The sequence below is a fragment of the Streptomyces sp. NPDC091416 genome (assembly GCF_044756845.1).
Classification (GTDB): Bacteria; Actinomycetota; Actinomycetes; order Streptomycetales; family Streptomycetaceae; genus Streptomyces.
This window is the reverse complement of the sequence record NZ_JBIVTU010000020.1, coordinates 1-25,820: the sequence shown is the minus strand read 5'-3', so window position 1 is coordinate 25,820 and position 25,820 is coordinate 1. Positions and strand designations below refer to the sequence as shown.

19 protein-coding genes are annotated in these 25,820 nt (G+C 72.3%); 9 read left to right on the top strand and 10 right to left on the bottom strand.

Translation table 11 applies throughout. The annotated features are described in order from the left end of the window. Positions 1 to 90 precede the first annotated feature (90 nt). Together ACIQMX_RS37755 and ACIQMX_RS37750 are read left to right on the top strand one after the other, a co-directional pair. Entirely contained in the window at positions 91 to 996 is a 906-nt protein-coding gene (locus ACIQMX_RS37755) for a hypothetical protein (RefSeq protein WP_363078446.1), read from the top strand. Positions 997 to 1,083: 87 nt separating this feature from the next. Continuing rightward, positions 1,084 to 5,868: a hypothetical protein gene (locus ACIQMX_RS37750; RefSeq protein ID WP_402485069.1), complete on the top strand. Its 4,785-nt coding sequence runs from the start codon at positions 1,084 to 1,086 to the stop codon at positions 5,866 to 5,868. 133 nt (positions 5,869 to 6,001) lie between these two features. Here ACIQMX_RS37750 and ACIQMX_RS37745 read toward each other — a convergent pair whose 3' ends face one another. Next, complete coding sequence (locus ACIQMX_RS37745) at positions 6,002 to 6,493, bottom strand: hypothetical protein (protein ID WP_402485066.1); 492 nt, start codon at positions 6,491 to 6,493, stop codon at positions 6,002 to 6,004. Between the two features lie 403 nt (positions 6,494 to 6,896). Between ACIQMX_RS37745 and ACIQMX_RS37740 the strand changes: the two genes are divergently transcribed. Genes ACIQMX_RS37740 through ACIQMX_RS37725 form a run of 4 tightly spaced genes read left to right on the top strand, consistent with a single transcriptional unit; the run spans position 6,897 to position 11,252 of the window. Next, the gene (locus ACIQMX_RS37740) at positions 6,897 to 9,794 is read left to right on the top strand and encodes a nitrate- and nitrite sensing domain-containing protein (RefSeq protein ID WP_402485064.1); all 2,898 of its coding nucleotides are present in this window, start codon (positions 6,897 to 6,899) and stop codon (positions 9,792 to 9,794) included. Beyond that, entirely contained in the window at positions 9,791 to 10,234 is a 444-nt protein-coding gene (locus ACIQMX_RS37735) for a roadblock/LC7 domain-containing protein (protein ID WP_363078452.1), read from the top strand. The genes ACIQMX_RS37740 and ACIQMX_RS37735 overlap by 4 nt, the downstream gene beginning before the upstream one ends. 9 nt (positions 10,235 to 10,243) lie before the next feature. After that, entirely contained in the window at positions 10,244 to 10,666 is a 423-nt protein-coding gene (locus ACIQMX_RS37730; RefSeq protein WP_363078454.1) for a DUF742 domain-containing protein, read from the top strand. After that, entirely contained in the window at positions 10,647 to 11,252 is a 606-nt protein-coding gene (locus tag ACIQMX_RS37725) for an ATP/GTP-binding protein (protein ID WP_363078456.1), read from the top strand. Before ACIQMX_RS37730 ends, ACIQMX_RS37725 begins: the two co-directional genes overlap by 20 nt. An 81-nt stretch (positions 11,253 to 11,333) precedes the next feature. On the opposite strand, the gene glpK is transcribed toward ACIQMX_RS37725, so the two are convergent. The 6 genes from glpK to ACIQMX_RS37695 all read right to left on the bottom strand — a co-directional run bounded on the left by glpK (position 11,334) and on the right by ACIQMX_RS37695 (position 16,853). Beyond that, positions 11,334 to 12,833, bottom strand: coding sequence for a glycerol kinase GlpK (gene glpK, locus ACIQMX_RS37720; protein WP_402485059.1), 1,500 nt, complete (start codon positions 12,831 to 12,833; stop codon positions 11,334 to 11,336). A gap of 37 nt (positions 12,834 to 12,870) precedes the next feature. Next, entirely contained in the window at positions 12,871 to 13,632 is a 762-nt protein-coding gene (locus tag ACIQMX_RS37715) for an MIP/aquaporin family protein (protein WP_363078460.1), read from the bottom strand. A 225-nt stretch (positions 13,633 to 13,857) separates the two neighbouring features. Beyond that, positions 13,858 to 15,048 (bottom strand): lipid-transfer protein, encoded by a 1,191-nt coding sequence (locus ACIQMX_RS37710; RefSeq protein WP_363078462.1) that lies wholly within the window; start codon positions 15,046 to 15,048, stop codon positions 13,858 to 13,860. Further along, complete coding sequence (locus ACIQMX_RS37705; protein ID WP_363078464.1) at positions 15,045 to 15,524, bottom strand: zinc ribbon domain-containing protein; 480 nt, start codon at positions 15,522 to 15,524, stop codon at positions 15,045 to 15,047. Before ACIQMX_RS37705 ends, ACIQMX_RS37710 begins: the two co-directional genes overlap by 4 nt. Before the next feature lie 48 nt (positions 15,525 to 15,572). Continuing rightward, positions 15,573 to 15,920, bottom strand: coding sequence for a DUF962 domain-containing protein (locus ACIQMX_RS37700; protein WP_363078466.1), 348 nt, complete (start codon positions 15,918 to 15,920; stop codon positions 15,573 to 15,575). A gap of 126 nt (positions 15,921 to 16,046) precedes the next feature. After that, entirely contained in the window at positions 16,047 to 16,853 is an 807-nt protein-coding gene (locus ACIQMX_RS37695) for a M15 family metallopeptidase (protein WP_402485053.1), read from the bottom strand. A 57-nt stretch (positions 16,854 to 16,910) separates the two neighbouring features. On the opposite strand from ACIQMX_RS37695, the gene ACIQMX_RS37690 reads away from it, so the two are divergent. Further along, positions 16,911 to 17,465 (top strand): NUDIX domain-containing protein, encoded by a 555-nt coding sequence (locus ACIQMX_RS37690; RefSeq protein WP_402485050.1) that lies wholly within the window; start codon positions 16,911 to 16,913, stop codon positions 17,463 to 17,465. 14 nt (positions 17,466 to 17,479) lie between these two features. Here the strand turns inward: ACIQMX_RS37690 and ACIQMX_RS37685 are convergent, their stop codons facing one another. Continuing rightward, on the bottom strand, positions 17,480 to 19,831 hold the full coding sequence (locus tag ACIQMX_RS37685) for a glycoside hydrolase family 31 protein (RefSeq protein WP_402485048.1): 2,352 nt from the start codon (positions 19,829 to 19,831) through the stop codon (positions 17,480 to 17,482). Positions 19,832 to 20,084: 253 nt separating this feature from the next. Here ACIQMX_RS37685 and ACIQMX_RS37680 point away from each other — a divergent pair, with 253 nt between their 5' ends. Further along, positions 20,085 to 22,061 (top strand): acetoacetate--CoA ligase, encoded by a 1,977-nt coding sequence (locus tag ACIQMX_RS37680; protein WP_402485045.1) that lies wholly within the window; start codon positions 20,085 to 20,087, stop codon positions 22,059 to 22,061. Between the two features lie 67 nt (positions 22,062 to 22,128). Then, positions 22,129 to 23,046, top strand: coding sequence for a hypothetical protein (locus ACIQMX_RS37675; RefSeq protein ID WP_402485043.1), 918 nt, complete (start codon positions 22,129 to 22,131; stop codon positions 23,044 to 23,046). 58 nt (positions 23,047 to 23,104) lie between these two features. On the opposite strand, the gene ptsP is transcribed toward ACIQMX_RS37675, so the two are convergent. Both ptsP and ACIQMX_RS37665 read right to left on the bottom strand, forming a co-directional pair. Then, positions 23,105 to 24,775 carry a phosphoenolpyruvate--protein phosphotransferase gene (ptsP, locus tag ACIQMX_RS37670; RefSeq protein ID WP_363078478.1) on the bottom strand — a complete coding sequence of 557 codons (1,671 nt, stop codon included), beginning with the start codon at positions 24,773 to 24,775 and terminating at the stop codon, positions 23,105 to 23,107. Positions 24,776 to 24,851: 76 nt separating this feature from the next. After that, positions 24,852 to 25,301 carry a PTS glucose transporter subunit IIA gene (locus ACIQMX_RS37665; protein ID WP_326664463.1) on the bottom strand — a complete coding sequence of 150 codons (450 nt, stop codon included), beginning with the start codon at positions 25,299 to 25,301 and terminating at the stop codon, positions 24,852 to 24,854. Positions 25,302 to 25,820 lie beyond the last annotated feature (519 nt).

Here is a 25,820-nt window from a genome sequence, read left to right as displayed (position 1 = left end):
CTGGGCTCCCGGAAGATCCGGCGGCGCGACCACGAAGACCCGGACCGGGCACCCCGCACCGAAGAATTCCCGCAACGAGGAGCGACCGTCGTGAGCGACCACCGCGCAGAGCCCGCCGACGCGTGGAGCGACCCGGCCGCCGCGCACCCCGCCGAGCGTCCCGCAGCCCCCGCGGCGGTCACCCCGGCCGACGCGGCGGACGCCTCCCGGCTCGTCGCCTTCGGCCTCCAGCCCAAACTCCTGCCCGCCCGCGACGCCGAGTACGCCGAGCTCCTGCGCCGCTACCGGGAGGAGCCCGCCTTCGCCCGGCTCGCCGACGCCGTGGCCACCGGCCTCGGCCTCGTCGTGCTGGAGGTGTCCACCCGGGCCGGGATGGCCGTCACGGCGGGCGAGGACTCGGTCTTCGCCGTGCGCATGGGCGACTACGCCCGACGGGCCTCATCGGACTCCGCCGACCGCTTCCTCCACGGCCTCGCGCACCTCGCCGTCGCCGCCATGGCCTTCCCGCGCCCCGAGGACCTGGCCGACGACGCGTACATCGGCCGCATCACCGTGAACGGTGTCGACGCCTTCGTACGACAGGCGTGCCACCGTCTGGAGGAGCGCGCGGACGAACACGGCGACAACACCGACCCCGCCAGTGACGCCCCCGGTCTGGAGGCCGGCTGGCGCGTCTACTCCCGGCGCAGCGCCACCGGAGCGACGAAGGACGCACGGCGGCTGGCCGGATCCACCACCGGCATCGTCGGCAAGGCCGTGGCCTTCCTCACCGACTCCGGCTTCCTCCAGCGCACCGGGGACGACGCCGGAGGCGCCTTCCGTACCACCGCCCGCTACCAGCTCCAGGTCCGCGACATGGCGGGAAGCGCCGCCCTGGCCGAGCTCCTGGAACTGGGTGTCGTGCCGGTCACCGACGGATCCGCCACGCTGCTCCCGCCACCCGACCCCGACGACCTGGAACTGGTGGCCGACGCCGGCCTGCCCTTCCACGGCTGACCGGCCCCACCCCGCCGGAGCCGGTCACCGACCGGCCCCGTCACCGACGTCACCCTCCCGCTGCCTGAACGACGAGAGTCCGCCGCCATGTACGAGCTGTCCCGGGTCCGCCTCTACTCCATCGGGCCTGCCGGCGCGCGCTACGCCGACACCGTGCTCGATCTGCGCGGCGTCGGTGAGCCCGTGCCCCACCCCGCACCGGCACAGGCGGAGTTCTTCGAGGACGAACCGGTCGGCCCGCCGCGCCGGCCCGCCCCCGCCGGGGTGCTCTTCCTGGAGAACGGCGGCGGCAAGTCCGTCCTGCTGAAGCTGATCTTCTCGGTCATGCTGCCCGGCCACCGCAACACACTGGGCGGCGCCAGCTCGGGCGTCCTGCGCAAGTTCCTGCTCGCGGAGGACTGCGGACACGTCGCGCTGGAATGGCAGCACACGCTGACCGGTGAATGCGTGGTCGTCGGCAAGGTCAGCGAATGGCGCGGGCGCCAGGTCTCCAACGACCCCAGGAAGTTCGCCGAGGCCTGGTACTCCTTCCGCCCCGGCCCCGGGCTCAGTCTCGACTCGCTGCCCGTCGCCGAGGCCAGCTCGGTCGGCCGCCCCGCCGAAGGCGTCTCCGGAGCCCGTGGCAGGCGCCGCACCATGAAGGGCTTCCGCGACGCGCTCACCGAGGCGGGCAAGTTCTACCAGCACCTCGACGTGCACTGGGAGGAGATCCACGACCGCTGGAACGAGCACCTCGGCGAGCTGGGCCTTGACCCCGAACTCTTCCGCTACCAGCGCGAGATGAACGCCGACGAGGGCGAGGCCGCCGGTCTCTTCGCGGTGAAGAAGGACTCCGACTTCACCGACCTGCTGCTGCGCGCCGTCACCGACACCCGCGACACCGACGGACTCGCCGACCTCGTCAGCGGCTTCGGCAACAAGCTCGGCCGCCGCGCCGAACTCACCGCCGAGCGCGACTTCACCGCGGGCTCCGTCGACCTGCTCGGCCGCATCGTGGAGGCCGCCGACGCGCGAGCCAGGACCCGCGACATCCACGCCGGTGCCGAACGCCGCACCCGCACCCTGGCCCGCCGGCTCTCCGCCCGCGCCGGCCAGGAACGTGGCCGGACCGCGGAGCTCGCCCAACAGGTCACCGGCGCCGCCCACACCGTCACGGGCGCCGAGGAGACCCGCAGCCGCAGCGCCCTGATCGCCGCCGAACTCGCCTACCGGCACGCCTCCCTGGCGCTCACCGCCGCCGAGAAGAGCGCCGCCTCCCAGCGCCGTGAACTCGGCGACGCCCGCACCCTGCACTCCGCCTGGCAGGCCGCCGAGGCCGTGCTCCGGCACCGCGCCGCCGCGGACCGCTCCGCCCGCGTGGCCGTCGCCATCCGCGAGGCCGAGCGCGACGCCGCACCGGCCCTGGCCGCCCGCGCCACCGCCGCCGCCGACCTCGTACGGGCCCTGCACACCGCCGCCGAAGCGGGCGAGAACGTGGCCAACGAGGAGGAGGAACGCTCCGACACCCTCCAGACCGCGGGTGAGTCCGCCCACCGCGACGCCACCACCGCCGCCACCGAGGCCCAGCGCGCCCGCAGTGAGGCCGGCCATCTGCGCCAGCGGCTGGCCGAGGTGGAGCAGGAGACCGCCGAAGCCGTCCGGGCGGGCTGGCTCGACGACACCGCCCCCCACGCGGACCCGGCCCGTGCCGCGCTCGCCGCGAACGACGCGGAGCACTCCGCGGTGGCCGCCTGGGACACCGCACGCGACGCCGCCGGAGCCGCGGCGGACCGGTCCCGGCAGGCCGCCGCCGACGAGAGCCGGGCCGAACTCGCCGCCGCCCGGGCCGCCGACGGCGCACGCGCCGCGGAGCAGGCCTACGACGCCGAGCTCAGGGCCGCCGAATCCCTCGCCGCCGAACCCCGCCTCGCCGACCTCCTGGGCCTGCCCGCCGCCGGAGGCCTTCCCCGGCCCCGGCAGAGCACGCCGGGCGCACAGGACGGCGGCGAGGACCGGCAGCAGGAGGAGGGCCACGAGCCCGGGGCCGCCGCTGACGGCGCCCCCGCCACCACCGCGCAGCCCAGCTCCGCCGAACAGCCGCTCACCGCGGACGAGTTCGACCGCAACGCGGAGGAGCTGCGGGACCTCCTCGACCAAGGCGTGGCCGCAGCCGAGCGGCGCCTGTTCGAACTGCGCACCGCGGCCGCCGACGACTCCCGCATCCTGGGCGCCCTCGGCGACGGCGGACTGCTGCCGCCGGGACCCGATGTGCTCGCCACCGTCGAGTACCTCGGCGAGCACGGCATTCCGGCGCTGCCCGGCTGGCGCTATCTCGCGCAGGCCGTCGACCCCGCCGACCACGCCGCCGTGCTCGCGGCCCGTCCCGAACTCGTCGACGGCGTCGTCATCACGGACCCGGACGCCCACTCCCGCGCCCGTGAGGTGCTCGGCGCCGCCGCCCTGCTGCCGCGCTCCGCCGTGGCCGTGGGCACCGCTGCCGCGCTCCTCGCCCCTGTACCGGACCCCGACGCCGGATCCGCCGCGAGCGCCGACGGGGTGTTCCTCGTCCCGCCGAACCCGGCGATGCACGACGAGCACGCCGCCGACGAGGAGCGGCAGGCGCTCAGGAGCCGGACCGCGGCCCGCGACGAGGACATCCGCGCGCTGGCTGCCCGCCTCGCCGGGGACCGCTCGCTCGCCGCCCGCATCGGCTCCTGGCGCGCGGACTGCCCGCCCGGCATGCTCACCGAACTCGCGGAGGCCGCCGGTACCGCCCGTGCGGCCGCCGTGACGGCCGAGGCGGTTCTCGCCGAGGCCCGTACGGTGCGGGCCGAGGCCGATGAGGCGGCGTCGGACACCGCCCGCGTCCGCGACGAACGCCAGGAGGCCGCCCAGCGCGCCCGCCGTGCCGCCGACGCACTCGCCGGACTCGCCTTCCGGCTCCGCGAGCGGGCGGGCTGGCAGGCGAAGCTGCGCGAACTGGCCGACGAGGCGGCCGAGTCCGAGGCCCGTGCCACCGTCTGCCTCGAACGGGCCCGCGCCGCCGACGAGGACCGCAGGGCCGCCCAGCGTGCGGCCGACGACGCCCGCCGCACCGCCCGGGCCCTGCGCGCCGAACGGGCCGAGATCGCCGGTGTCCCCGAACACCTTCCCGAGTCGGAGCCGGGCGCCCCGCGGCATGCCCTGCCCGCCCTCCGCGAGGCCTACCGGGCCGCGTCCCAGCTGTACCAGAAGGTCGGCGTCGGCGCCGACCTGCGCGCCGAGCAGGCGCGCGCGGAGAGCGACGAGAGCGCCGCGCTCGCCGAGCTCGACCGCCTCACCAACAAGGTCCGTACCCGGGCCGCACAGCTCCTGGAAGGCACGGACGGCGCCGACGGCCCGTCCCGGCAGGCCGCCGCCGCCCGCGCCGAGTCCCTGGTCCAGCTCCTGGAGACACGCGCCTCCACCGCGAGCGAGCAGCTGGGCCGGCTGCGCGGCGAGGCCGAACGCCTGGCCCCGGCCGACGGCGAGAGCCTGCACACCGAGCTCGCCGGCGACCGGGTTCCCGCCGACGCCGAACAGGCACAGGCGCTGCTGCGCACCGCGACGGCCGAGCTCACCGCCGCGACCGCCGCCCTGGACACCGCCCGCGCCGCCCACGCCGAGCTCCTCCACGCCCACCGCACCGCGGAGGACTCGGCAGGCGGATTCGACGAGACCGCGGCCCTGCTGCGCGACCTCCTGCGGGATCACGGCACCGAAGAAGACCCCGAGACCCCCGAGCCGTACCCCGGCAGCCTGGAGGAGGCCCGGCAGTCCGCGGCCGAGGCCCGCCGTTCACTGCGCGGCTGCGCCACCGACCTCTCCACCGCGGAGGCCGCCGTGCGGGAGTCGAGCGACGTACTGGTCCGGCACGCCAACGCCACCCGCTACGAACAGGTCCGCACCCCGGCCCGCCAGCAGATCCGCGAACTTCCCGCTTCCGCCCTGCCCGAACACGCGCAGAAGTGGGCGACGGCGTTCGCGCCCCGCCTGCGGGTCCTGACCGACGAACTGGCCCAGCTGGAGCGCAACCGCGACTCCATCGTCGACCGGCTGCGCGGCCTGGTGGACTCCGCGCTGACCACGCTGCGCTCCGCCCAGCGGCTGTCCCGGCTCCCCGAGGGCCTGGGCGAGTGGTCGGGCCAGGAGTTCCTCCGGATCCGCTTCGAGGAACCCGACCAGGCCACACTCACCGAACGGCTCGGCGAAGTCATCGACGAGGCCACCAAGGCCGCGCTGAAGAAGAACTCCGACCTGCGACGCGACGGGATGTCCCTGCTGCTGCGCGGCGTGCAGGCGGCGCTGGAGCCCCGCGGCATCGCCGTCGAGATCCTCAAGCCGGACGCGGTGCTGCGCGCCGAGCGGGTGCCGGTCGGGCAGATGGGCGACGTCTTCTCCGGCGGCCAGCTGCTGACCGCCGCCATCGCCCTGTACTGCACGATGGCAGCCCTGCGCAGCAACGACCGGGGCCGCGACCGGCACCAGCACCGCCATGCGGGGACGCTGTTCCTCGACAACCCCATCGGCCGCGCCAACGCCACGTATCTGCTGGAGCTCCAGCGCGCGGTCTCGGATGCGCTGGGCGTCCAGCTGCTCTACACCACAGGCCTTTTCGATACGACGGCGCTGGCCGAATTCCCGCTGGTGATCAGGTTGCGCAATGACGCGGACCTGAGGGCCGGACTGAAGTACATCAGCGTCGAGGAGCATCTGCGCCCCGGACTGCCCCAGCAGGACCCGGGCACCGAGACGGTGCACGGAGAGATCACCGCCACCCGCATGTTCAAGCGGTCGGCACCGGTGCCGGACGTACCGGCGGCCCGGACCGGGGAAGAACCCCGCACCACGGCGCACCTCGACACGACCCCGTAGGGCGAACCTCGGCACAGCCCTGAGGGCGAACCTCGACACGGCCCCCGAGAGGGAGGGGCCGTGTGCGCTTCAGGCCCGTACGCGGAAGGGCCTGGCGCGGATCGGGCCCGCACGCGGAAGGGCCTGGCGCAGGTCAGGCCCGGGAGAGGCGGACCGCGTCGCGTCGCCGTATCCGCGCCGCGTCCCGCTCGGCGGTCCGCGCCGCCCTTCTGGCCCTGCGCCGCTCGCGGCGCAGCCGCCGGGCCGTACTGCTGGGCACCGACACCACGCCGTTGCGCTGATTCCACACCTGCCGGGTGATCCACACATCCAGCACCGACCATGTCGCGACCACCGTGCTGCCGACGCTGCTGAGCACCATCGGGAAGGCCAGCCACGAAGCGGTCAGCGAGGCCAGGAACGCGACCATCGCCTGGATCAGGGTCAGTGACGTGATGAGTACGGCCCGCACGGCGGCCCTGCGCACGGGATCCGGCATCCGCCGGCGCGTGGCCGGCTCCTCGACCCAGAGCGGCTGCCGTGGCACCTCCGCCCCGCCCCGCGCCGCCGGGGCCGCGGTGCCCGCCTCCTTCGCCGACCGGGCCGGTGGCACCTCCACCGCACCGTGACGCTCCTGCGTGTCCAACGACTTTCAACTCCCCACCGCTGTCCGACTTCAGGGTTGCTGCCCCGCATGCACCCTTTCTACGCGGACGGACCGTCCCGTCCTGCCTCAGTGCACTCCTGCATCTCTCCTGCCCCCGTACAGACAGACGAGTGCCGAACGGTGAAGATTCCCTCGGATCGGCGTGGAACGAAGAGTTCCAGCCAACCGACAGAGAGGGGAATATGCCGCTCTGATCGGCGTCTTCTGTCGCATTCGCGAATTTCATCGCCCGGAATACCGGGACAACTCATGGTCAACTCCCAGTAAGGCGGCCGAAAATCGTCCGGACGTGCCTTCGAGTTGTCTGTGTGTCGGTAGTAGGCTCGCGCCGTTTGTTGACGGAACACCATCCCCGCCCTGCGGGGCCGAGCTGGGGGAGGCCATGCGCTTTCGCGGAAAGTCCATCCGCAGGAAGATCGTGGCGTTGCTTCTGGTGCCGCTCGTCTCCCTCACCGCACTCTGGGGCTTTGCCACCTATCTGACCGGACGCGAGGCCGGCCAGCTGCTGAGTGCGAGCACCATCGTGGAGAAGGTCGGCCACCCCCTGGAGGACACCGTCAGGGCCGTGCAGAACGAGCGCCGCCAGACCCTCGTCTTCCTCGCCGACCCGAGGGCCTCCGACGCACTTCCGGTCCTGCGCACGCAACGCGCGGTCACCGACCGCGTCGTGGAGCGCGTGACCGCGAGCGCGCAGCAGAAGGACATCCGCGACGCACTGCGCCCCGACGCCGAGACGCAGCTCGGCTCGATCCTCGGAGCGGTCGACGAGCTCGACGCCCTCCGCGACTCCGTCGACCGGCGGACCATCGGCCGGGCCAAGGCGATGGACTACTACAACCGCCTCATCGACCCCTGCTACCGCTTCCTGACCGGACTTCACACCATGGAGAACGTGTCCATGGACAAGCAGGTCCGGGCCCTGACCGGTGTCTCGCGCGCCCGCGAGATGCTCTCCCGGGAAGACGCCCTGGTCGCCTCCGGACTCCTGGCAGGGCGGTTCACCGCCCCCGAACTCCGGCAGATCTCCGACCTCGTGGCCAACCGGGAACTGCTGTACGAGATCAACCTCCAGGTCCTGCCCGCCTCCGAGCGGCAGCGTGTGGAGCAGTACTGGTCCGGCCCCGACAGCGAGCCGCTGCGCACCGCCGAGAGCGGACTCATCGCCCAGGGCCCCACCCGCGACTCCCGTGCCGTGGACGCCGCCCGCTGGCAGGAGGTCGCGCCGCCGGTCCTGGACCGGCTGGCCAACGACTCGACCGAGATGAACAACCGCTTCCAGGACCGCGGCAAGCCCGCCGGCTACGGCGTCCTGATCAAGGCGGGCGTCGCCGGTGTGCTGGGGTTCCTGGCCCTGCTCGTCTCCGTCTTCGTGTCCGTACGCATCGGCCGCGAGCTCGTCCGCGACCTCTCCCGGCTCCGCAAGGACGCCCACGAGGTCTCCGGGGTCCGCCTGCCGAGCGTGATGCGCCGTCTGGCGGCGGGCGAACAGATAGACGTCGAGACCGAGTCCCCGCACCTCAGCTACGAACGGGACGAGATCGGCCAGGTCGGGCAGGCGCTCAACACGCTGCAGCGCGCGGCGGTCGAGGCGGCCGTCAAACAGGCGGACATGCGGCGCGGCGTCTCCGAGGTCTTCGTCAACCTCGCCCGCCGCAACCAGGTGCTCCTGCACCGCCAGCTGACGCTTCTGGACACGATGGAGCGCCGCACCGAGAACACGGACGAACTCGCCGACCTGTTCCGCCTCGACCACCTCACCACCCGGATGCGGCGCCATGCCGAGGGGCTGGTGATCCTCTCGGGGGCCGCGCCCTCCCGGCAGTGGCGCAAGCCCATCCAGCTCATGGACGTGGTGCGGGCCGCCGTCGCCGAGGTGGAGGACTACGAGCGGATCGAGGTCCGCCGCCTCCCGCAGATCGGGGTGGGCGGCCCCGCCGTCGCCGACCTCACCCATCTCATCGCCGAACTCCTGGAGAACGCCACGGTGTTCTCGCCCCCGCACACGGCGGTCCAGGTGCACGGCGAACAGGTCGCCAACGGCTTCACCCTCGAAATCCACGACCGCGGCCTGGGGATGCCTCCCGAAGTGCTCCTGGACGCCAACCTCCGACTGGCGGAGACCCCCGAGTTCGAACTGTCCGACACCGACCGGCTCGGCCTCTTCGTCGTCAGCCGGCTGGCCCAGCGGCAGAACGTCCGCGTCTCGCTCCAGACCTCCCCGTACGGAGGCACCACCGCCGTCGTCTTCATTCCGGCGGCGCTGCTCACCGACGCCCCGGACGCGCACGGCACAGGATTCCGTCTCGACCGCAGGTCGGAGAAGGCGATCGCCAGCAGCAGGCCCGGCAGCGGCCCGAAGGAGGACGGGGGGCCGGACACACCGGACCGCGGCCTCGCCGCCGCCCGGCCGCAGGACCGCCCGCAGGAGAGGCCGGGCAGCCTCTCACCGGTTCCCAGCGGACTGATGGACCCGGCTCTGCTGGACGGCCCGGTCGAGCTCGAAGGACCGGTCGCGTCCCTGGACTTCGACCGCGACCCGCTCCTCGAAGCCGTCGCCGGCCGGGGCACCGACCCCGCACGCGACGGGGGCAGCGACCTGGACGACACCGAGAGCGAACGCGGCGGCATCTTCCGCGCCCGCGAGTTCCGGCGCCAGGCCGACCGCGAGCAGCACCAGCAGGCGGCCGACCGGACGGAGGAGCCGGACGGCGTGCGGGCCCTGCGCCCGGACGGCACGCGCCCGCTGCCCCGCCGCAAGCCGCCGACCCTGGTCACCGACCGCGGCGTCCGTGTCGACGAGAGCAGCCGCTCCCACCCCACGACCGGCGATCCGGAGCCCGCGCACACCTCGGCCCGGCCCCGGGCCACCGGCCCCGTACCGTACGAGGACCGGCGCCGATCCGCCGAACCCCGGCGGTCCACGGGCTTCCGGACGGTGTCAGGACCCGCCGAAGCGCCGCGGTCCGCGCCGTCGGTGCCCGCGCCGCGCTCACACACCTCAGCCGTGCCGTCCGCGTCGCCCGAGGCCGACACCGTGGGCGGACTGCCGCGCCGGATCCGCCAGGCCAGTCTCGCCCCGCAGTTGCGCGAGGGCTCGGGCGTGGCCGGCCCGGACCCGGTGGAGAGCGCCGAGGACATCGAGCGGGACGCCGACGAGGTACGCAACCGCATGGCCTCGCTCCAGCGCGGCTGGCAGCGCGGACGCCTGCAGAACGCCGAGGACGGGACCGGCCCCGGCGATACAGCACAAGGAACCACTCCGGGAGGGGACGGTCCATGACCGCACCGAACGCCGCAGCACTCAACTCCGCACGTCAGGGTTCGGGTGAGCTCAACTGGCTCCTCGACGAACTCGTCGAGCGCGTCGCCAGCATCCACAAGGCGCTGGTGCTCTCCAGCGACGGCCTTCCCACCGGCGCGTCCAAGGACCTGACCCGGGAGGACGGCGAGCACCTGGCGGCCGTCGCCTCGGGTTTCCACAGCCTCGCGAAGGGCGTCGGCCGCCACTTCGACGCGGGCAGGGTCCGGCAGACCGTCGTCGAACTGGACGAGGCCTTCCTGTTCGTCACAGCGGCCGGTGACGGCAGCTGTCTCGCCGTACTGGCCGACTCCGACTCGGACGTCGGGCAGGTGGCGTACGAGATGACGCTGATGGTCAAGCGTGTGGGAGCCCACCTGGCCAACGCGCCACGGACGACCGGTCTGTCCTCCGGAGGGTGAGTGGACGGGATGAGCGCCGACACCTCCCGCACCCCTGGGACCCCCGGCGACCCTCAGTCCTCGCGCTGGTACGACGCCGACGCGGGGCCGGTGGTCCGCCCGTACGCGATGACCAGGGGACGCACCACCAGCGCCTCCCGTCACCGCCTCGACCTGATCGCGATCGTCATGCCCGAACCCGCGGCCGACGACCCCGGCAGGGACCAGATGCTCTCCCCGGAACATGTGGAGATCGTCGAACTCTGCAGTGAGATGCCCCAGTCGATCGCCGAGCTCGCGGCCGGTCTGGACCTCCCCGTCGGGGTCGTCCGGGTCCTGGTCGGTGATCTCGTCGACGACGAGCTGGTGCACGTAACCCGTCCCGTTCCGCCGGCCGAGCTGCCGGACGTGAACATTCTTCGCGAGGTGATCAATGGCCTTCGGGCGCTCTAGCCGCAGCAGGCGGCCCGTTGAGCCCGTTACCCTGAAAATCCTGGTGGCGGGCGGCTTCGGAGTGGGCAAGACGACCCTGGTGGGCGCGGTCAGCGAGATCAGACCGCTGCGTACGGAGGAGAGGCTGAGCGAGGCGGGACGTCCGGTGGACGACCTGGACGGCGTCGAGGCGAAGACCACGACGACGGTCGCGATGGACTTCGGGCGGATCACCCTGCGCGAGGACCTCGTGCTGTATCTCTTCGGAACCCCCGGACAGGACCGTTTCTGGTTCCTCTGGGACGAACTGGCCCAGGGTGCGCTGGGGGCGGTCGTCCTCGCGGACACGCGACGGCTGGAGGACTGTTTCGCGGCGGTCGACTACTTCGAGCGCCGCGAGATCCCGTTCGCCGTGGCCGTCAACTGCTTCGAGGGCGCCGACCGGTTCCCCGCCGGGACGGTACGGGCGGCGCTGGACCTGGATCCCCAGGTGCCGGTACTGATGTGCGACGCGCGGGACCGTTCGTCCGTACGGGACGTCCTGGTGGCCGTCGTCGAACACGCGGTGGCCCGGGTGGACCGGCTCCGCGAACCCGCCACGACGTAGACGGGCGGAACGCGGCACGTACCCCCGCCGACGGGGGTACGGGCCGCGCGTCCATGGGCGCCGGGGAGCGGAGGCCTCCCGCTACTCCTGCCAGCCGAGACTCCGCTCCACCGCCTTGCGCCAGTTGCCGTACTCGCGTTCGCGGTCCTCCGGCTCCATTCCCGGCTGCCATTCCGCATCGCGCTGCCAGTGCGTCCTGAGCTCGTCGAGCCCCGACCACACCCCGGTCGCCAGCCCCGCCGCGTACGCCGCGCCCAGGCAGGTGGTCTCCGAGATCTTCGGGCGGATCACCGGAACGCCCAGCACATCCGCCTGGTGCTGCATCAGCAGATGGTTGGCCGTCATGCCGCCGTCCACCTTGAGCGTCGTGATGGGCACCCCGGAGTCCTGGAACATCGCGTCGACGACCTCACGCGTCTGCCAGCTGGTCGCCTCCAGGACGGCCCGCGCCAGATGCGCCTTGGTGACGTAACCGGTCAGGCCGGTGATCACCCCCCGGGCGTCGGAACGCCAGTACGGGGCGAACAGCCCGGAGAACGCGGGCACGATGTACGCCCCGCCGTTGTCCTCGACGCTCGCGGCGAGGGCCTCGATCTCCGCCGCGCTGCCGATGATCCCGAGCTGGTCGCGGAACCACTGCACGAGCGCCCCGGTGATCGCGATCGATCCCTCCAGGCAGTAGACGGGCGGTTCGTCGCCGATCCGGTAGCCGAGGGTGGTGATCAGCCCGTTCTTGGACGCCACGGGACGGTTGCCGGTGTTGAGCAGCAGGAAGCTGCCGGTGCCGTACGTGTTCTTGGCCGTGCCCGGGTCGTAGCAGGCCTGGCCGAACACCGCGGCCTGCTGGTCTCCCAGCGCGGAGGCCACCGGCACTCCGGCCAGCGCTCCCACGGCCGTTCCGTACACCTCGGACGACGACCGGATCTCCGGGAGCATCGCCTCCGGGATGTTCATCGCGGCCAGGACGGCCGGGTCCCACAGCAGGGTCTCCAGATCCATCAGCATGGTGCGCGACGCGTTGGTCACGTCCGTGACGTGGACACCGCCCGCCGTGCCGCCCGTGAGGTTCCAGATCAGCCAGGAATCCATGGTGCCGAACGCGATCTCGCCCCGCTCGGCCCGCTCGCGCAGTCCGGGTACGTGGTCCAGCAGCCAGGCCGCCTTGGGGCCGGAGAAGTAGCTGGCCAGCGGCAGCCCGGTGGTGGCGCGGAACCGGTCCTGCCCGTCGCTGCCGCCGAGTTCGTGACACAGGTCCGCGGTACGGGTGTCCTGCCAGACGATCGCGTGGTGGACGGGGAGCCCGGTGGCCCGGTCCCAGAGCACCGTCGTCTCGCGCTGGTTGGTGATCCCGAGCGCGGTGAGCCGGTCCGCCCGCAGCCCGGCCCGGTCCAGGGCGCCGGCGACGACGGCCTGCACGGTGGTCCAGATCTCCGAGGCGTCGTGCTCCACCCAGCCGGGCCGGGGGAAGATCTGCCGGTGCTCGCGCTGGTCGACGGCGACGACGGCGCCGTCCTGGTCGAAGATGATGCAACGGCTGGAGGTGGTGCCCTGGTCGATGGCGGCGACATACCTGGTCGTCATGACTCCCCTTGTCCCTCGGGTGCTTGTGGCCGAGGCCTCAGAACGCGGCGTTGAACACGAGACCGCCCAGCAGTCCGCCCAGGAGCGGCCCCACGACCGGTATCCAGGCGTAACTCCAGTCGGACGTTCCCTTGTTCGGTATCGGAAGCAGCGCATGCACCAGCCGGGGGCCGAGATCACGGGCCGGGTTGATGGCGTATCCGGTGGGGCCGCCGAGCGAGAGCCCGATGCCCACCACCAGGAGCGACACCAGGAGGACCGAGATCCCGGAGCCGTAGATCCCGGCCTCCGACCCCGCGACCGGGCCGATCCCGATGCCCGCGTTCTTCCCGAAGGCCAGGATCGGCAGCACCAGGGCGGCCGTCGCGATGACCTCGGTGACGAGGTTGGCCACCGGGTTCCGGATCTCCGGCGCGGTCGCGAAGATACCGAGCGTGGGGCCGGACGTCTCCTTGTCGGCGTTGGCGCGGAACTGCGCGTAATACGTCAGCCAGGCCAGCACAGCGCCGATGACGGCACCCGTCAGCTGACCCGCGAGGTAGAGCGGGACCTTGTCCCACTCACCGGTGTCGACGGCGATGCCGACGGTCACCGCCGGGTTGAGGTGGCCGCCCGACAGCGGGGCGGAGGTGTAGGCCCCGGCCAGCACCCCGAACCCCCATCCGAACGCGATGACGACCCAGCCCGCGGCTCTGGCTTTCGAGTGGTGGAGTGTGACGGCGGCGCAGACGCCCGCGCCGAAGAGGATGAGGATGGCCGTTCCGAGGACTTCCCCGGTGAAGATGTCTCCATTGCTCATGGCGCTCCCAGTGGTTGTCCGGCGGGTTTCGCCGGGCGCTTCCATGGCTGCGGAGGCCGAGGGCAGGGAGAATCCGTGCCCCGCCCGGCGACCGTGACGAGCGTGGGATCAGCCGGCCGCCGCGGTGTGGGAGGACGGCATCGGCTGGGAATGGAGTGTTCTCCGTGCTTGATGGGTCGTCAAGAAGGCTGACAACAAACGCTGTTGGGGTCTGTCAGCGGCATCTCAGCGCACCGCGACGACGGCGGAGCCATGGCCGAACAGTCCCTGGTTGGCCGTGATGCCGGCCCGCGCGCCCGGAATCTGGCGTTCCCCCGCCGTGCCGCGCAACTGCCAGGTCAGCTCGCAGACCTGCGCGATGGCCTGGGCGGGTACCGCCTCACCGAAGGAAGCGAGTCCGCCGCTCGGGTTGACCGGGATGCGTCCGCCGAGCGCCGTCGCCCCGGAGCGCACGAGCGCGGCGCCCTCGCCGGGGGCGCACAGCCCGATGTCCTCGTACCACTCCAGTTCCAGCGCCGTGGAGAGGTCGTAGACCTCCGCCAGGGACAGGTCCCCGGGGCCGATGCCCGCCTCCTCGTACGCCGCCCGGGCGATCGAGCCCCGGAAGCTCAGGGGAGAGGGTTCCACGGCGACCGCGGAGTCCGTGGCGATGTCCGGCAGATCGAGCACGGCCTTCGGGTACGTGGGCGTCACGGTCGACACGGCGCGGATGCGGACCGGGTCCGGTGCCCCGTGGCGCCGGGCGAAGTCCATGCTGGACAGCACCAGGGCCGCCGCGCCGTCGGAGGTGGCGCAGATGTCCAGCAGTCGCAGCGGATCGGCGACCACCGCGGAGGCCGCGACCTGTTCGGCGCTCACCGCTGCCCGGTAGCGGGCGTTCGGGTTCAGCGCGCCGGCCGCCGCGTTCTTCACCTTGACCAGCGCGAAGTCCTCCGGTGTGTCGCCGTGCAGCGCCATCCGGCGGCGGGCGTACAGCGCGAAGTACGCGGGATTGGTCGCACCGAGCACCCGGAACCTCAGCCAGTCCGGATCGTCCGCCCGTTCGCCGCCCGCCGGTGCGAAGAACCCCTTGGGCGCCGCGTCCGCGCCCACCACGAGCACCACGTCGGCCATGCCGGCCAGGATCTGCGCCCTGGCGGTGTTCACCGCCTGGGCGCCCGACGCGCAGGCCGCGTACACGCTGGTGACGCGGGCGCCCTGCCAGCCGAGCGCCTGGGCGAACGTCGCCCCGGCCACGTACCCCGGATAGCCGCCGCGCACGGTGTCGGCGCCGACCACCGACTGCACGTCCCGCCACTCGACGCCCGCGTCCGCGAGCGCGCTGCGGGCCGCCACCGTGCCGTACTCCACGAAACTTCGGCCCCATTTGCCCCAGGGGTGCATCCCGACCCCGAGGACGGCCACGTCCCCGCTCATGCCGCACCGCCCGCGGAGACGGGTGCGACCGGCCGCCAGCGCCAGGTGGTCCGCACCACGCCGTCGTCGTCGCCGGGGCCGGCGTCCATCACTCCCGGCACGGCCTCCACGGTCATTCCGACCGCGAGGTCCGCCACGCCCACGCCGGGGGCGGCCTGCCCGAGCACGACCATCCGCTCGGCCGCCAGCTCGACCGCCACCAGCGTGTACGGCTCCCAGGGCACCTCCGGGTCCGAGAGGTAGGGCGCGGGCGGCCGGTAGCGGCCGTCGGTGTACGACCAGACCGTGCCGTGCCGGGACAGCGGCACCTCGGCGAGTTCGCCGCCCGTACAGCCCGGATTGCGGCAGAGCCCCTTCTGGGGCGGGAAGAAGACGGACGAGCAGAGCGGGCAGCGGGTGCCCAGCAGCCGGAAGTCCTCCTCCGTACCGTCCTCGGTGAACCACCCGGCCACCACAGGTATGCGCTTGCGCGGCAAAGCCCCTCCCGGCACTGGATCTGACGGAACGTCAGAAGTGTGCCACGGTCAGCTGTTGTCGGCGAGCCACTTGGCAGCGGTCCGTGCGAGCTCGTGGTCGCGGCCGGCCAGCATCATCCCGATCATCTGCGCGTCGCCGCGCAGCGACCAGGCCGGATGACCGAACGTGGCTGGGTTGTTCTTCTCGATCAGGAAATGGGCGGGCCAGGCGGTGCCGTACCCGATCAGCGGCAGCGCGGCCAGGTAGCGCTTCCGGCCGCGCGCCAGCCCGTAGGCGGTGATCGCTAGACCGGTCAGGGTGCCGGTGAGATGGACCCAGCGGGTCGCGGCCCGGGAGTGCATCGCGACGTAATAGGGCCAGAACTCTTCGTACGAATCGAACGTCTGCTGTGACATACCGGCACCGTAGTGGCTGGATCGGCAACCGGATACGGCGGATCCGCGTCCGAGAAGGAGAGCGGGCGGCCGGAACCCACGGGGGTGGTCCCGGCCGCCCGCTCGCACCCTTCCGGATGCGTCGCCTCAGTGGCCGGCGACGGACCTGCGGGCCACGGGGAAGTCGAAGTAGGTGTCCGGAAAGAGCTCCGGCTTGAAGGTGTAGTGCCACCACTCCTCGGCGAGGTTCACGAATCCGGCGTCGGTGAGCGTTTTCTTGAGGAACTGGCGGTTGGCGCGCTGCACGCCCTGGATCCGCGGGTCATCGGTGTGCGAGAGCGTGTCGAAGCAGTCGAATCCGGTGCCCATGTCGACCGAGTTGTCCGGAAAGCGTTCGGCCTGAGGGGCGTGGCACGGCACCAGCTTCTCGCCCGGACGGTACGGCCTGGTGGGCAGGGCCGGCAGCCGCACCAGGGTCAGGTCCACCGTGCTGCCCCGGCTGTGTCCGGACTTCTCGGCGATGTAACCGTCCGCGAACAGGCGGGTCTTGTCGACCTGCGGATAGAACTCGCCCTTCATCGTCTCGTCGTCGAGGTCCTTCGCCCACCGCACGAAGTGGTCCACGGCCCGCTGCGGCCGGTAGCAGTCGTACACCTTCAGCGAGTACCCCTGGGCCAGCAGCCGGACCTGGGCCCGGTGCAGGGCCTCGGCCGCCGGGCGGGTCAGGATGCACAGCGACTGGCGGTACCCGTCAACCGGTACACCCATGAAGTCGTGCCCGGTGGGGTAGCGCATCTCCTGGATGATCGTGGGATCGACCGTGCGCAGGGCGACGAAGTCCCCGGGAGCCTTCGGCTCGGGTTTCGCCTGCGCCGCCGGAGTGGCGGCGGTGAGGGCGAGCAGAGTGGCGGCAGTCGCCGCCAGGACACGGAAAGCGGAACCCATACCTGTCATGAGCACATCGTCCACTAGTCCGGCCGTCCCCGGCCGGCGATCGGATACAGTCCGCGCGTGTCCGCGACGAGGAAACCGGAGAAACCCGTGAAGAACTCCCACTGCGGCAGCTGCGGAACCCCGTACACCGCGCTCTCCTCCCCGGACGCCTGGCCCCGCGTCTGCACCGCCTGCGGCGCCACCGCCTACCGCAACCCGCTGCCGGTCGCCGTCGCCCTGCTCCCCGTCACCGGCGACGAACGCACAGGCGACGCGCGCACCGGACTCGTCGTCATCACCCGCACCATCGAACCCCGCCTCGGCGGAACCGCCCTCCCCGGCGGTTTCATCGACCACGACGAGGACTGGAAACACGCGGTCGTACGCGAACTCCGCGAGGAGACCGGCATCGAGGCGGCCCGCGACGACGTCCGCCTCGCCGACGCCCTCAGCGACCCCGAGGGCCACCTCCTCCTGTTCGGGCTGCTCCCCGCACGGCCGGCCGCCGCACTCCCGCCGTCCGTACCGACCGACGAGACCTCCGGATACGACGTGCTGCGCACCCCCCAAGCGCTCGCCTTCCCCCTCCACACCGAGGCGGTCCGCGCCTGGTTCGCGGGCCGCTACCGCTGACCGCGCACCCCGGCTCAGAGCCCCCGCACCCGGACCGGGCAGTCCACCAGGCCCTCCTCACCGTCCCGCTCCACGACGACCCGCCCCTCCACGAGCCGGCTCGTGTACCGCTCGACCACCACCGGCTCCCAGCCGTCACCCCGGTCACGGACCACCGAGCCGCCCCCGCCGGAACCCTCCACCGGAGCCCAGACCTCCAGTTCGAGCCCGCCATCCGCACCCCGCACCGGAATCACCGCACCGGCCCGCGCCAGCACCGGCATTCGCGACAGCGGCGCCCCGACCACCACCTGACCCGGCCCCTCGTACACCGCACCGCTCACCGTGTCGTACCAGCGCCCCGCCGGCAGCCGCACCGACCGCTCCTCGACACCCGGCCCCAGCACCGGCGCCACCAGCAGCGCGTCCCCCAGCAAAAACGCGTCCTCGCACTCCCGCAGCGCCCGGTCGCCGGGCGCCGCCCACCACAGCGGACGTACATACGGGGCCCCGGTCAGCCGGGCCAGGTGGGCCAGCGTCACCCAGTACGGCCGCAGCCGCTCCCGCTCCACCAGCACCTCCCGCGCACCGTCGAGCACCCGCGCCCCGAACTCCCACGGCTCCCGGCGCCCCGCGTCGATCGCCGCATGCGTACGGAACAGCGGAAGGTACGCCCCCAGCTGGAACCACCGCAGATACAGCTCGGGCGACGGCGAACCGTCGAAACCGCCCACATCCGGTCCCGAATACGGCACCCCGCACAGCCCGAGACCCAGCACCAGCGCGAGCGAGGCCCGCAACCCGGGCCAGCCGGTCGCCACATCACCCGACCAGGTTCCTCCGTACCGCTGCATCCCCGCCCAGCCGGACCGCGAGAACAGGAACGGGCGCTCCCGGGGACGCAGCCGCAGGAGCCCCTCGTACCCGGCACGCGCCATCGCGAGGCCGTACACGTTGTGGGCCTCCCGGTGATCGCCGCCGCGCCCCTCCAGCGAGTGCCGGGACGAACGGGGCAGTGTCGGCTCACCGAACGCCGCGAACGACACCGGCTCGTTCATGTCGTGCCACACACCGGAGAACCCCTGCGCGAGGCGCTCCTCGTACAGCCCGCCCCACCACTCGCGCACCCGCGGATCGGTGAAGTCCGGATACACGCACTCACCCGGCCACACCTCCCCGCGCACCGTCCGCCCCCGTGCGTCCCGGACGAAGGCACCCGAAGCACCGACCGCGGCACCGGTGTCGAAGACCGCGTTCCCCGGCACGGCCGCCACCGCCGGGTCCACGATCGACACGAGCCGCACCCCGTCCTCGCGCAACTCCTTCGCCAGCCCCGGCAGATCGGGGAACCGCTCACGGTCCACCGTGAACACCCGGTGCGCGTCGAAGTGGTCGATGTCGAGATGGAGCACGGACAGCGGCAGCCCCCGTTCCCGGTACCCCGCGACGACCCGCCGCACCTCCCGCTCGCTCCCGAACCCCCACCGCGCATGCTGGGGACCCAGCGCCCAGGACGGAGGCACCGCCGGCGCGCCCGTCAGCGCCGCCCACCCCTGGAGCACCCGGGCGGGCGTCCCCACCATCACCCAGCAGCGCAGTGGTCCGCCGTCGACGCGGAGCTCGGACGTGCCCGGCCGGTCATGCCCCGAGCCCGCCCCCTCCTCGCCCTCGCGCAGAGCCACCCGCCCCGCCCAGGAGTTGTCGTGGAACACCAGATGCGTTCCCGCGTCCGACACCACCATCTGCACCGGCATCGTCAGATACAGCGGATCGTCCCCGGGCCCGAACCGCCCGCCCGGATCGGTGTTCCACAGCCCGTACACACCGCTGCGGAGCCGTGGGCCCCCGGCCCGCCCGCCCAGCCCGAAGAACCGCGCGTCCGCCGGGACCTCGGACCGCTGCACCCACCGCACGGGACCGCCCGCCACCGGCTCCCACCACCGGGGCGGCAGGTCCCGCCGCAGCACCACCCCGCCCGGAGTCCGCAACTCCACCGCACCGTGCCGCGACACCACCACCGTCAGCCGCTCCGACACGACCTGCCAGCCGCCGTCCTTGTCCGGCTCCAGCACCGCCCGGGGATCGGCATCGGGTGCCGACCCCGGCAGCGCGTAGGACGGAGCGGGCTCCGCACCGTCCCACCCCCAGAAGACCGCCCCGCCCACCGCCACACGGATGCGCAGCTCCGAACGGGCGAACCTCACCACGCCACCGCCCGGCTCCGGCTCCGCGCCCACCACGGCCCCCGGCACCCGCGCCCGTTCCGGGCCGCGCGCAGGCAACGCCCGCGCATCCGCCCGTGCCCGCCGCCACGCGGAGCGCATCGTACGCAGCCCCTGCTTCGAACCGACCAATCCCACCGAGCGCACCAGGTCACGACCGTCCATGCGGCTCACCCTGCCACCCGGTGATCCCGGAACGGGTTCTGTTCAACTTCCGTTCACCCGCGCCCGGCGGCAGACGGACGGACGGGAGGAGATGTGGCCGGACCACACAGCGGGCGGCCCGGCCGTGGCCGGGCAACCCTGGTGCGAAAGACGATCACATGGCATCGTCCGTGGAGCCGCCTCACGCGCACCCCCCAGCCCGTGCGCGCGACACACGCACACACCGCGTACCCGTACAGCCAGGAGCAGCCCCATGACCTCAGCAGCCCACGAAGCCCCCCTGTGGCAGCCCGGCCCGGACCGCATCGCGGCCGCGGCCGTCACCCGCTTCCAGAGCTGGGCGGCCGAGCACCACGGAGCACCGGCCGAGGGCGGCTACGCGAGCCTGCACCGCTGGTCGGTCGACGAGCTCGACACCTTCTGGAAGGCCGTCGCCGAGTGGTTCGACGTCCGGTTCTCCACCCCGTACGAGACCGTCATCGGCGACCGCTCCATGCCCGGCGCCGCATGGTTCCCCGGTGCCACGCTCAACTACGCCGAGCACGCGCTGCGCACCTCCGAGGACCCGCTCCGAGCGGACGCCCCCGCGCTGCTGCACGTCGACGAGACCCACACCCAGGTCCCCGTCTCCTGGTCCGCGCTGCGCCGCCAGGTCGGCTCGCTCGCCGCCGAACTCCGCGCCCTCGGCGTCACTCCGGGCGACCGGGTCAGCGGCTACCTCCCCAACATCCCGCAGGCGGTAGTCGCCTTCCTCGCCACCGCGGCCGTCGGCGGCGTCTGGACCTCGTGCGCCCCCGACTTCGGCGCCCGCAGCGTCCTGGACCGCTTCCAGCAGGTCGAACCCGTCGTCCTGTTCACCGTCGACGGCTACCGCTACGGCGGCAAGGAACACCACCGCGCGGACACCGTCGCCGAACTGCGCCGCGAACTGCCCACCCTGCGCGCGGTCGTCCACATCCCGCTGCTCGGCACCGACGCACCCGAAGGCGCCCTCGACTGGTCCGCCCTCACCACCGCGGACACCGAGCCGGTCTTCGAACAGGTCCCCTTCGACCACCCGCTGTGGGTCCTCTACTCCTCCGGCACCACCGGCCTCCCCAAGGCCATCGTCCAGTCCCAGGGCGGCATCCTGCTCGAACACTTCAAGCAGATCGGCCTGCACTGCGACCTCGGCCCCGAGGACCGCTTCTTCTGGTACACCTCCACCGGCTGGATGATGTGGAACTTCCTCGTCTCCGGCCTCCTGACCGGCACCACCCTCGTGCTGTACGACGGAAGCCCCGGCTACCCGGACGTCAGCGCCCAGTGGCGCGTCGCCGAACAGACGGGCGCCACCCTCTTCGGCACCTCCGCCGCGTACGTCATGGCCTGCCGCAAGGCCGGCATCCACCCGGGGCGGGACTTCGATCTCTCCCGCATCCAGTGCGTCGCCACCACGGGCTCCCCGCTCCCGCCCGACGGATTCCGCTGGCTCCACGACGAAGTGGCCGACGACCTGTGGATCGCCTCCGTCAGCGGCGGCACCGACGTCTGCAGCTGCTTCGCGGGCGCGGTCCCCACCCTCCCCGTCCACATCGGCGAACTCCAGGCCGCCTGCCTCGGTACGGACCTCCAGTCCTGGGACCCCGCGGGCGAACCCCTGACCGGAGAGGTCGGCGAACTCGTCGTCACGAAGCCCATGCCGTCCATGCCGATCCGCTTCTGGAACGACCCCGACGGCAGCCGCTACCGCGAGAGCTACTTCGAGACGTACCCGGGCACCTGGCGCCACGGGGACTGGATCACGATCACCGACCGCGGATCCGTCGTCATCCACGGCCGCTCCGACTCCACCCTCAACCGGCAGGGCGTCCGCATGGGCTCCGCGGACATCTACGAAGCCGTCGAGCGCCTCCCCGAGATCCGCGAGTCCCTCGTCATCGGACTGGAGGAGCCCGACGGCGGCTACTGGATGCCACTGTTCGTCCACCTCGCCGAAGGCGCCGCACTCGACGACACCCTCCGCGACAGCATCAAGCGCACCATCCGCGAGAACCTCTCGCCGCGCCACGTCCCGGACGAGGTCATCGAGGTCCCAGGCATCCCGCACACCCTCACCGGCAAACGCATCGAGGTTCCGGTCAAGCGCCTGCTCCAGGGAACCGCGCTGGCCAAGGCAGTCAACCCCGGCTCGATCGACAATCTGGAACTCCTCCACTTCTACGAGGAGCTGGCCCGCAAGCGCCACTGACGGCGGCCACTGTCAGTGCCCGTGATTACGCTGAGTGAGCAATGTTCGACAGCGCACTGGGGGAATCATGGCGCAGACCAGGAACAACCGGGCCACCGTCCGCGGCCGGACCGGCACCACGATGCGACGCACGCTGCGCCGCGAAGCACCGACCGTCATCGGCCTCCTGACCGATGAGCAGGACTTCGCGGCGATGCGCCGCTACGGCACCTTCACCTTCGACGACCACACCGTCTACCTGCGGCAGGTGGAGGGCCTGCTCCGGACGCTCGCCGCCCAGGGCATGCACACGACGGTCGCTCTCTTCGACCCGGAGGAATACGCGGAGTTCTGCGCCGAATCGGGAATCGCACCCGATACCCCGGCCGGCCGCAGCCGGTTCACGGCGGAGATCGCGGCCTGCGGTGCCACCGTCGCCTACACCGGACAACCCATCGACACCCTGATCCCGCTCCTCGTCGCCCGCGCGGTCCGGCAGGCCACGTGGGAGTACGCCACGATGCTCCTGTCGGGGCTCGGCGACTGCGCGGACTGCGGACAGGACATCGGCCGAGCCGCCTTCGACCGTGCCTCGCACCTCCTGCTGCGCACCCTGGAGGCGGCAGGCCCCGGCACCCACCACATGGTCTGCAGCACTCCCACGGAGAACGAGCAACTGCTCGCCGCCCTGCACACCGAGCGCGAGACCACCGGCCCCGCGCACCTCGACTCTGCGGAGGGCGCCGAGTTCGTGACCGTGCTGGCCGTCGGCATCGCCCTCGACAGCCACGGGGGAGTCGTCCTGCGGACCAGCGCTCCGGGGGCGGCGGACCGGGTCCACGGCTGGCGCCTGACCGGCGGCCGCCTCGTCCCGCTCACCGCGGGGGAGGTGTTCAGCGCCTACTGCACCGACGCCGACACCGGTGATCCCGTCTCGCCCGAATCCGGTGTGGAGTACTGCGCGGGCTTCGACATCGGTGCCGACGAACCGGAGGCGCACCACTGACAGCCGGAAGGGGCTCCCCGCCACCGGCGGGAAGCCCCTTCTCACGCTTGCGTACGTCCTACTCGCCCGACAGCACCGCCTGCGCGGCAACGCGCGCTTCCTCGGCGGAGTCCGCCGCACGCGCGGCCGACGCGGCACGCTCGCACTGCGCGAGCGTGTACTTCGCCAGAGTGCTGCGCACATAGGGAATGGACGCGGCACCCATCGACAGCGACGTCACGCCAAGACCGGTCAGCACACAGGCGAGCAGCGGATCCGATGCGGCCTCACCGCAGACGCCGCAGCTCTTGCCCTCGGCCCTGGCGGCATCGGCCGACATGGCGACCAGATCCAGCAGCGCGGGCTGCCACGGGTCCTGGAGCCGGGACACCGCACCCACCTGACGGTCAGCGGCGAAGGTGTACTGCGCCAGGTCGTTGGTGCCCAGCGACAGGAACTCCACCTCCTGCAGCACCGAGCGCGCCCGCAGCGCGGCCGACGGGATCTCGACCATCGCGCCGAACTTCGCCTGCAGCCCGGCCGCACGGCACGCGTCGGCGAAGGCCTTGGCATCCGCACGGTCCGCGACCATGGGGGCCATGACCTCGAGGTAGACGGGAAGCCCCTCGGCCGCCTTGGACAGCGCGGTCAGCTGCGTCTGCAGCACGTCCGGGTGGTCCAGCAGGCTACGCAGTCCGCGCACGCCCAGCGCCGGGTTCGGCTCGTCGGCCGGAGTCAGGAAGTCCAGGGGCTTGTCGGCCCCGGCATCCAGCACCCGCACCACGACCCGGCCCTCGGGGAAGGCCTCCAGCACCGCGCGGTACGCGGCGATCTGCTTCTCCTCGGACGGCGCCTGCTTGCTGTCGTCCAGGAAGAGGAACTCGGTGCGGAACAGACCCACACCCTCCGCACCCGCCTCGAGCGCCGCCGGCACATCGCCGGGCCCGCCGACATTGGCGAGCAGCGGCACCTTGTGCCCGTCGGAGGTCGCGCCGGGACCGGTCGACGCCGACAGCGCCGCCTTGCGCGCGGCGGCGGAACTCTCCAGCTCCGCCCGCTTCTCGGTACTCGGCTCGACGAAGATCTCGCCTGTGCTGCCGTCCACGGCGATCACAGTGCCCTCGGCCAGTTCGCCGGCTCCGGGGAGCGCCACGACGGCGGGCACACCGAGCGCCCGCGCCAGAATCGCGCTGTGGCTGGTCGGCCCGCCCTCCTCGGTGACGAAGCCGAGCACCAGGGTGGGGTCGAGCAGCGCCGTGTCGGCCGGTGCCAGATCGCGGGCGATCAGTACGTACGGCTCATCGCTGTCCGGCACACCCGGCATGGGCACGCCGAGCAGCCGGGCCACGATGCGGTTGCGCACGTCGTCGAGGTCGGCGACGCGGCCGGCCAGGTACTCACCGGCACCGGCAAGCAGGGCACGGTACGAGGCGAACGCGTCGTACACCCCGCGTTCGGCGGTACTGCCGACAGCGATGCGCCGGTCCACATCCGCCATGAGTTCGGGGTCCTGGGCCATCATGGCCTGGGCCTCCAGCACGTGCTGGGCCTCGCCCCCGGCCAGGTTGCCGCGGGCGACGAGGTCGGCCGCCACGGCCTCCACGGCCTGCCGGGCCCGCCCCTGCTCGCGCTCCGCCTCCTCGGCCGGAATCTGCTTGGCCGGCGGTTCGAGCACCGCTGTGCCCATGTGCCGTACCTCGCCGATCGCCACACCGTGGCTCACGCCTACGCCTCGCAGCGTTGTCTGCATTGCACCCGTCTCCGGTTGTGCGGCGGCCGAAGCCCCCGCGGTGGATATCCAGTCGGCTGTCACTGCGCCGAACGCGTTACTGCCAGCCGAACAGTGTGTCGCCGACCTTCACGTCGCCGTCCTCGATGACGTCGGACAGCGAATCGGCAGTCGCCTCCAGCGCCACGACGGGGCACACCGGCGACTTGCCGGCCGCCTCGACGGCAACCGGGTCCCACCGGACGACGCCCTGGCCACGCGTGACGGTGTCTCCCTTGTTGACGAGCAGCTCGAAGCCCTCGCCGTTGAGCTGGACCGTGTCGATGCCGAGGTGGGTCAGTACCCCATGGCCCTCGCTGTCCACGACCACGAAGGCGTGCGGGTGAAGGGAGACGACGATCCCGTCGACGGGCGAGACGGCCTCGGACGGCTCGCGCAGGGGGTCGATGGCGGTGCCGGGGCCCACCATCGCACCGGAGAAGACCGGGTCGGGTACCGCAGCGAGCCCGATGGCACGTCCGGCAAGAGGGGACGTCACAGTGGTCATGGGGAGCCTCCCAGAGTGGAGCTTCAATGGCGCCGCCGCGGCTGGTCGGAGGACGGCGTACTGCTCAGCAGCGTAAGTCATAAGAAGTCCCGGTTCCGCCCGAGTCCTGGTGGTTCGAGGACCTAGGGGTGTACCGGCAACGATTTGCCTCGACTCCAGGCAGCCTGTACTGTCGTACTCCTGCCTGGCCCCAACGCGACATTGAGTCGGGGGTCGGCGGCGACTATCAAGCCCAAACCCTAACCCGATATCGGGCAGCCGCATGCTTGCGGGGTGCCGGTCGGCGGGTACGGAAAGGCCTGATAGTGTCTGGCTCGCCGGAAAGGGAAACGCGAAAGCGAATTCCCTGAGGGCGAGAAATGCGAAACCCGCTTCGACCGGGAATCGGACACGAAAGAGTCTGATAGAGTCGGAAACGCAAGAACGAAGGGAAGCGCCCGGAGGAAAGCCCCAGAAAATGTTCTGAGGGTGAGTACAAAGGAAGCGTCCGTTCCTTGAGAACTCAACAGCGTGCCAAAA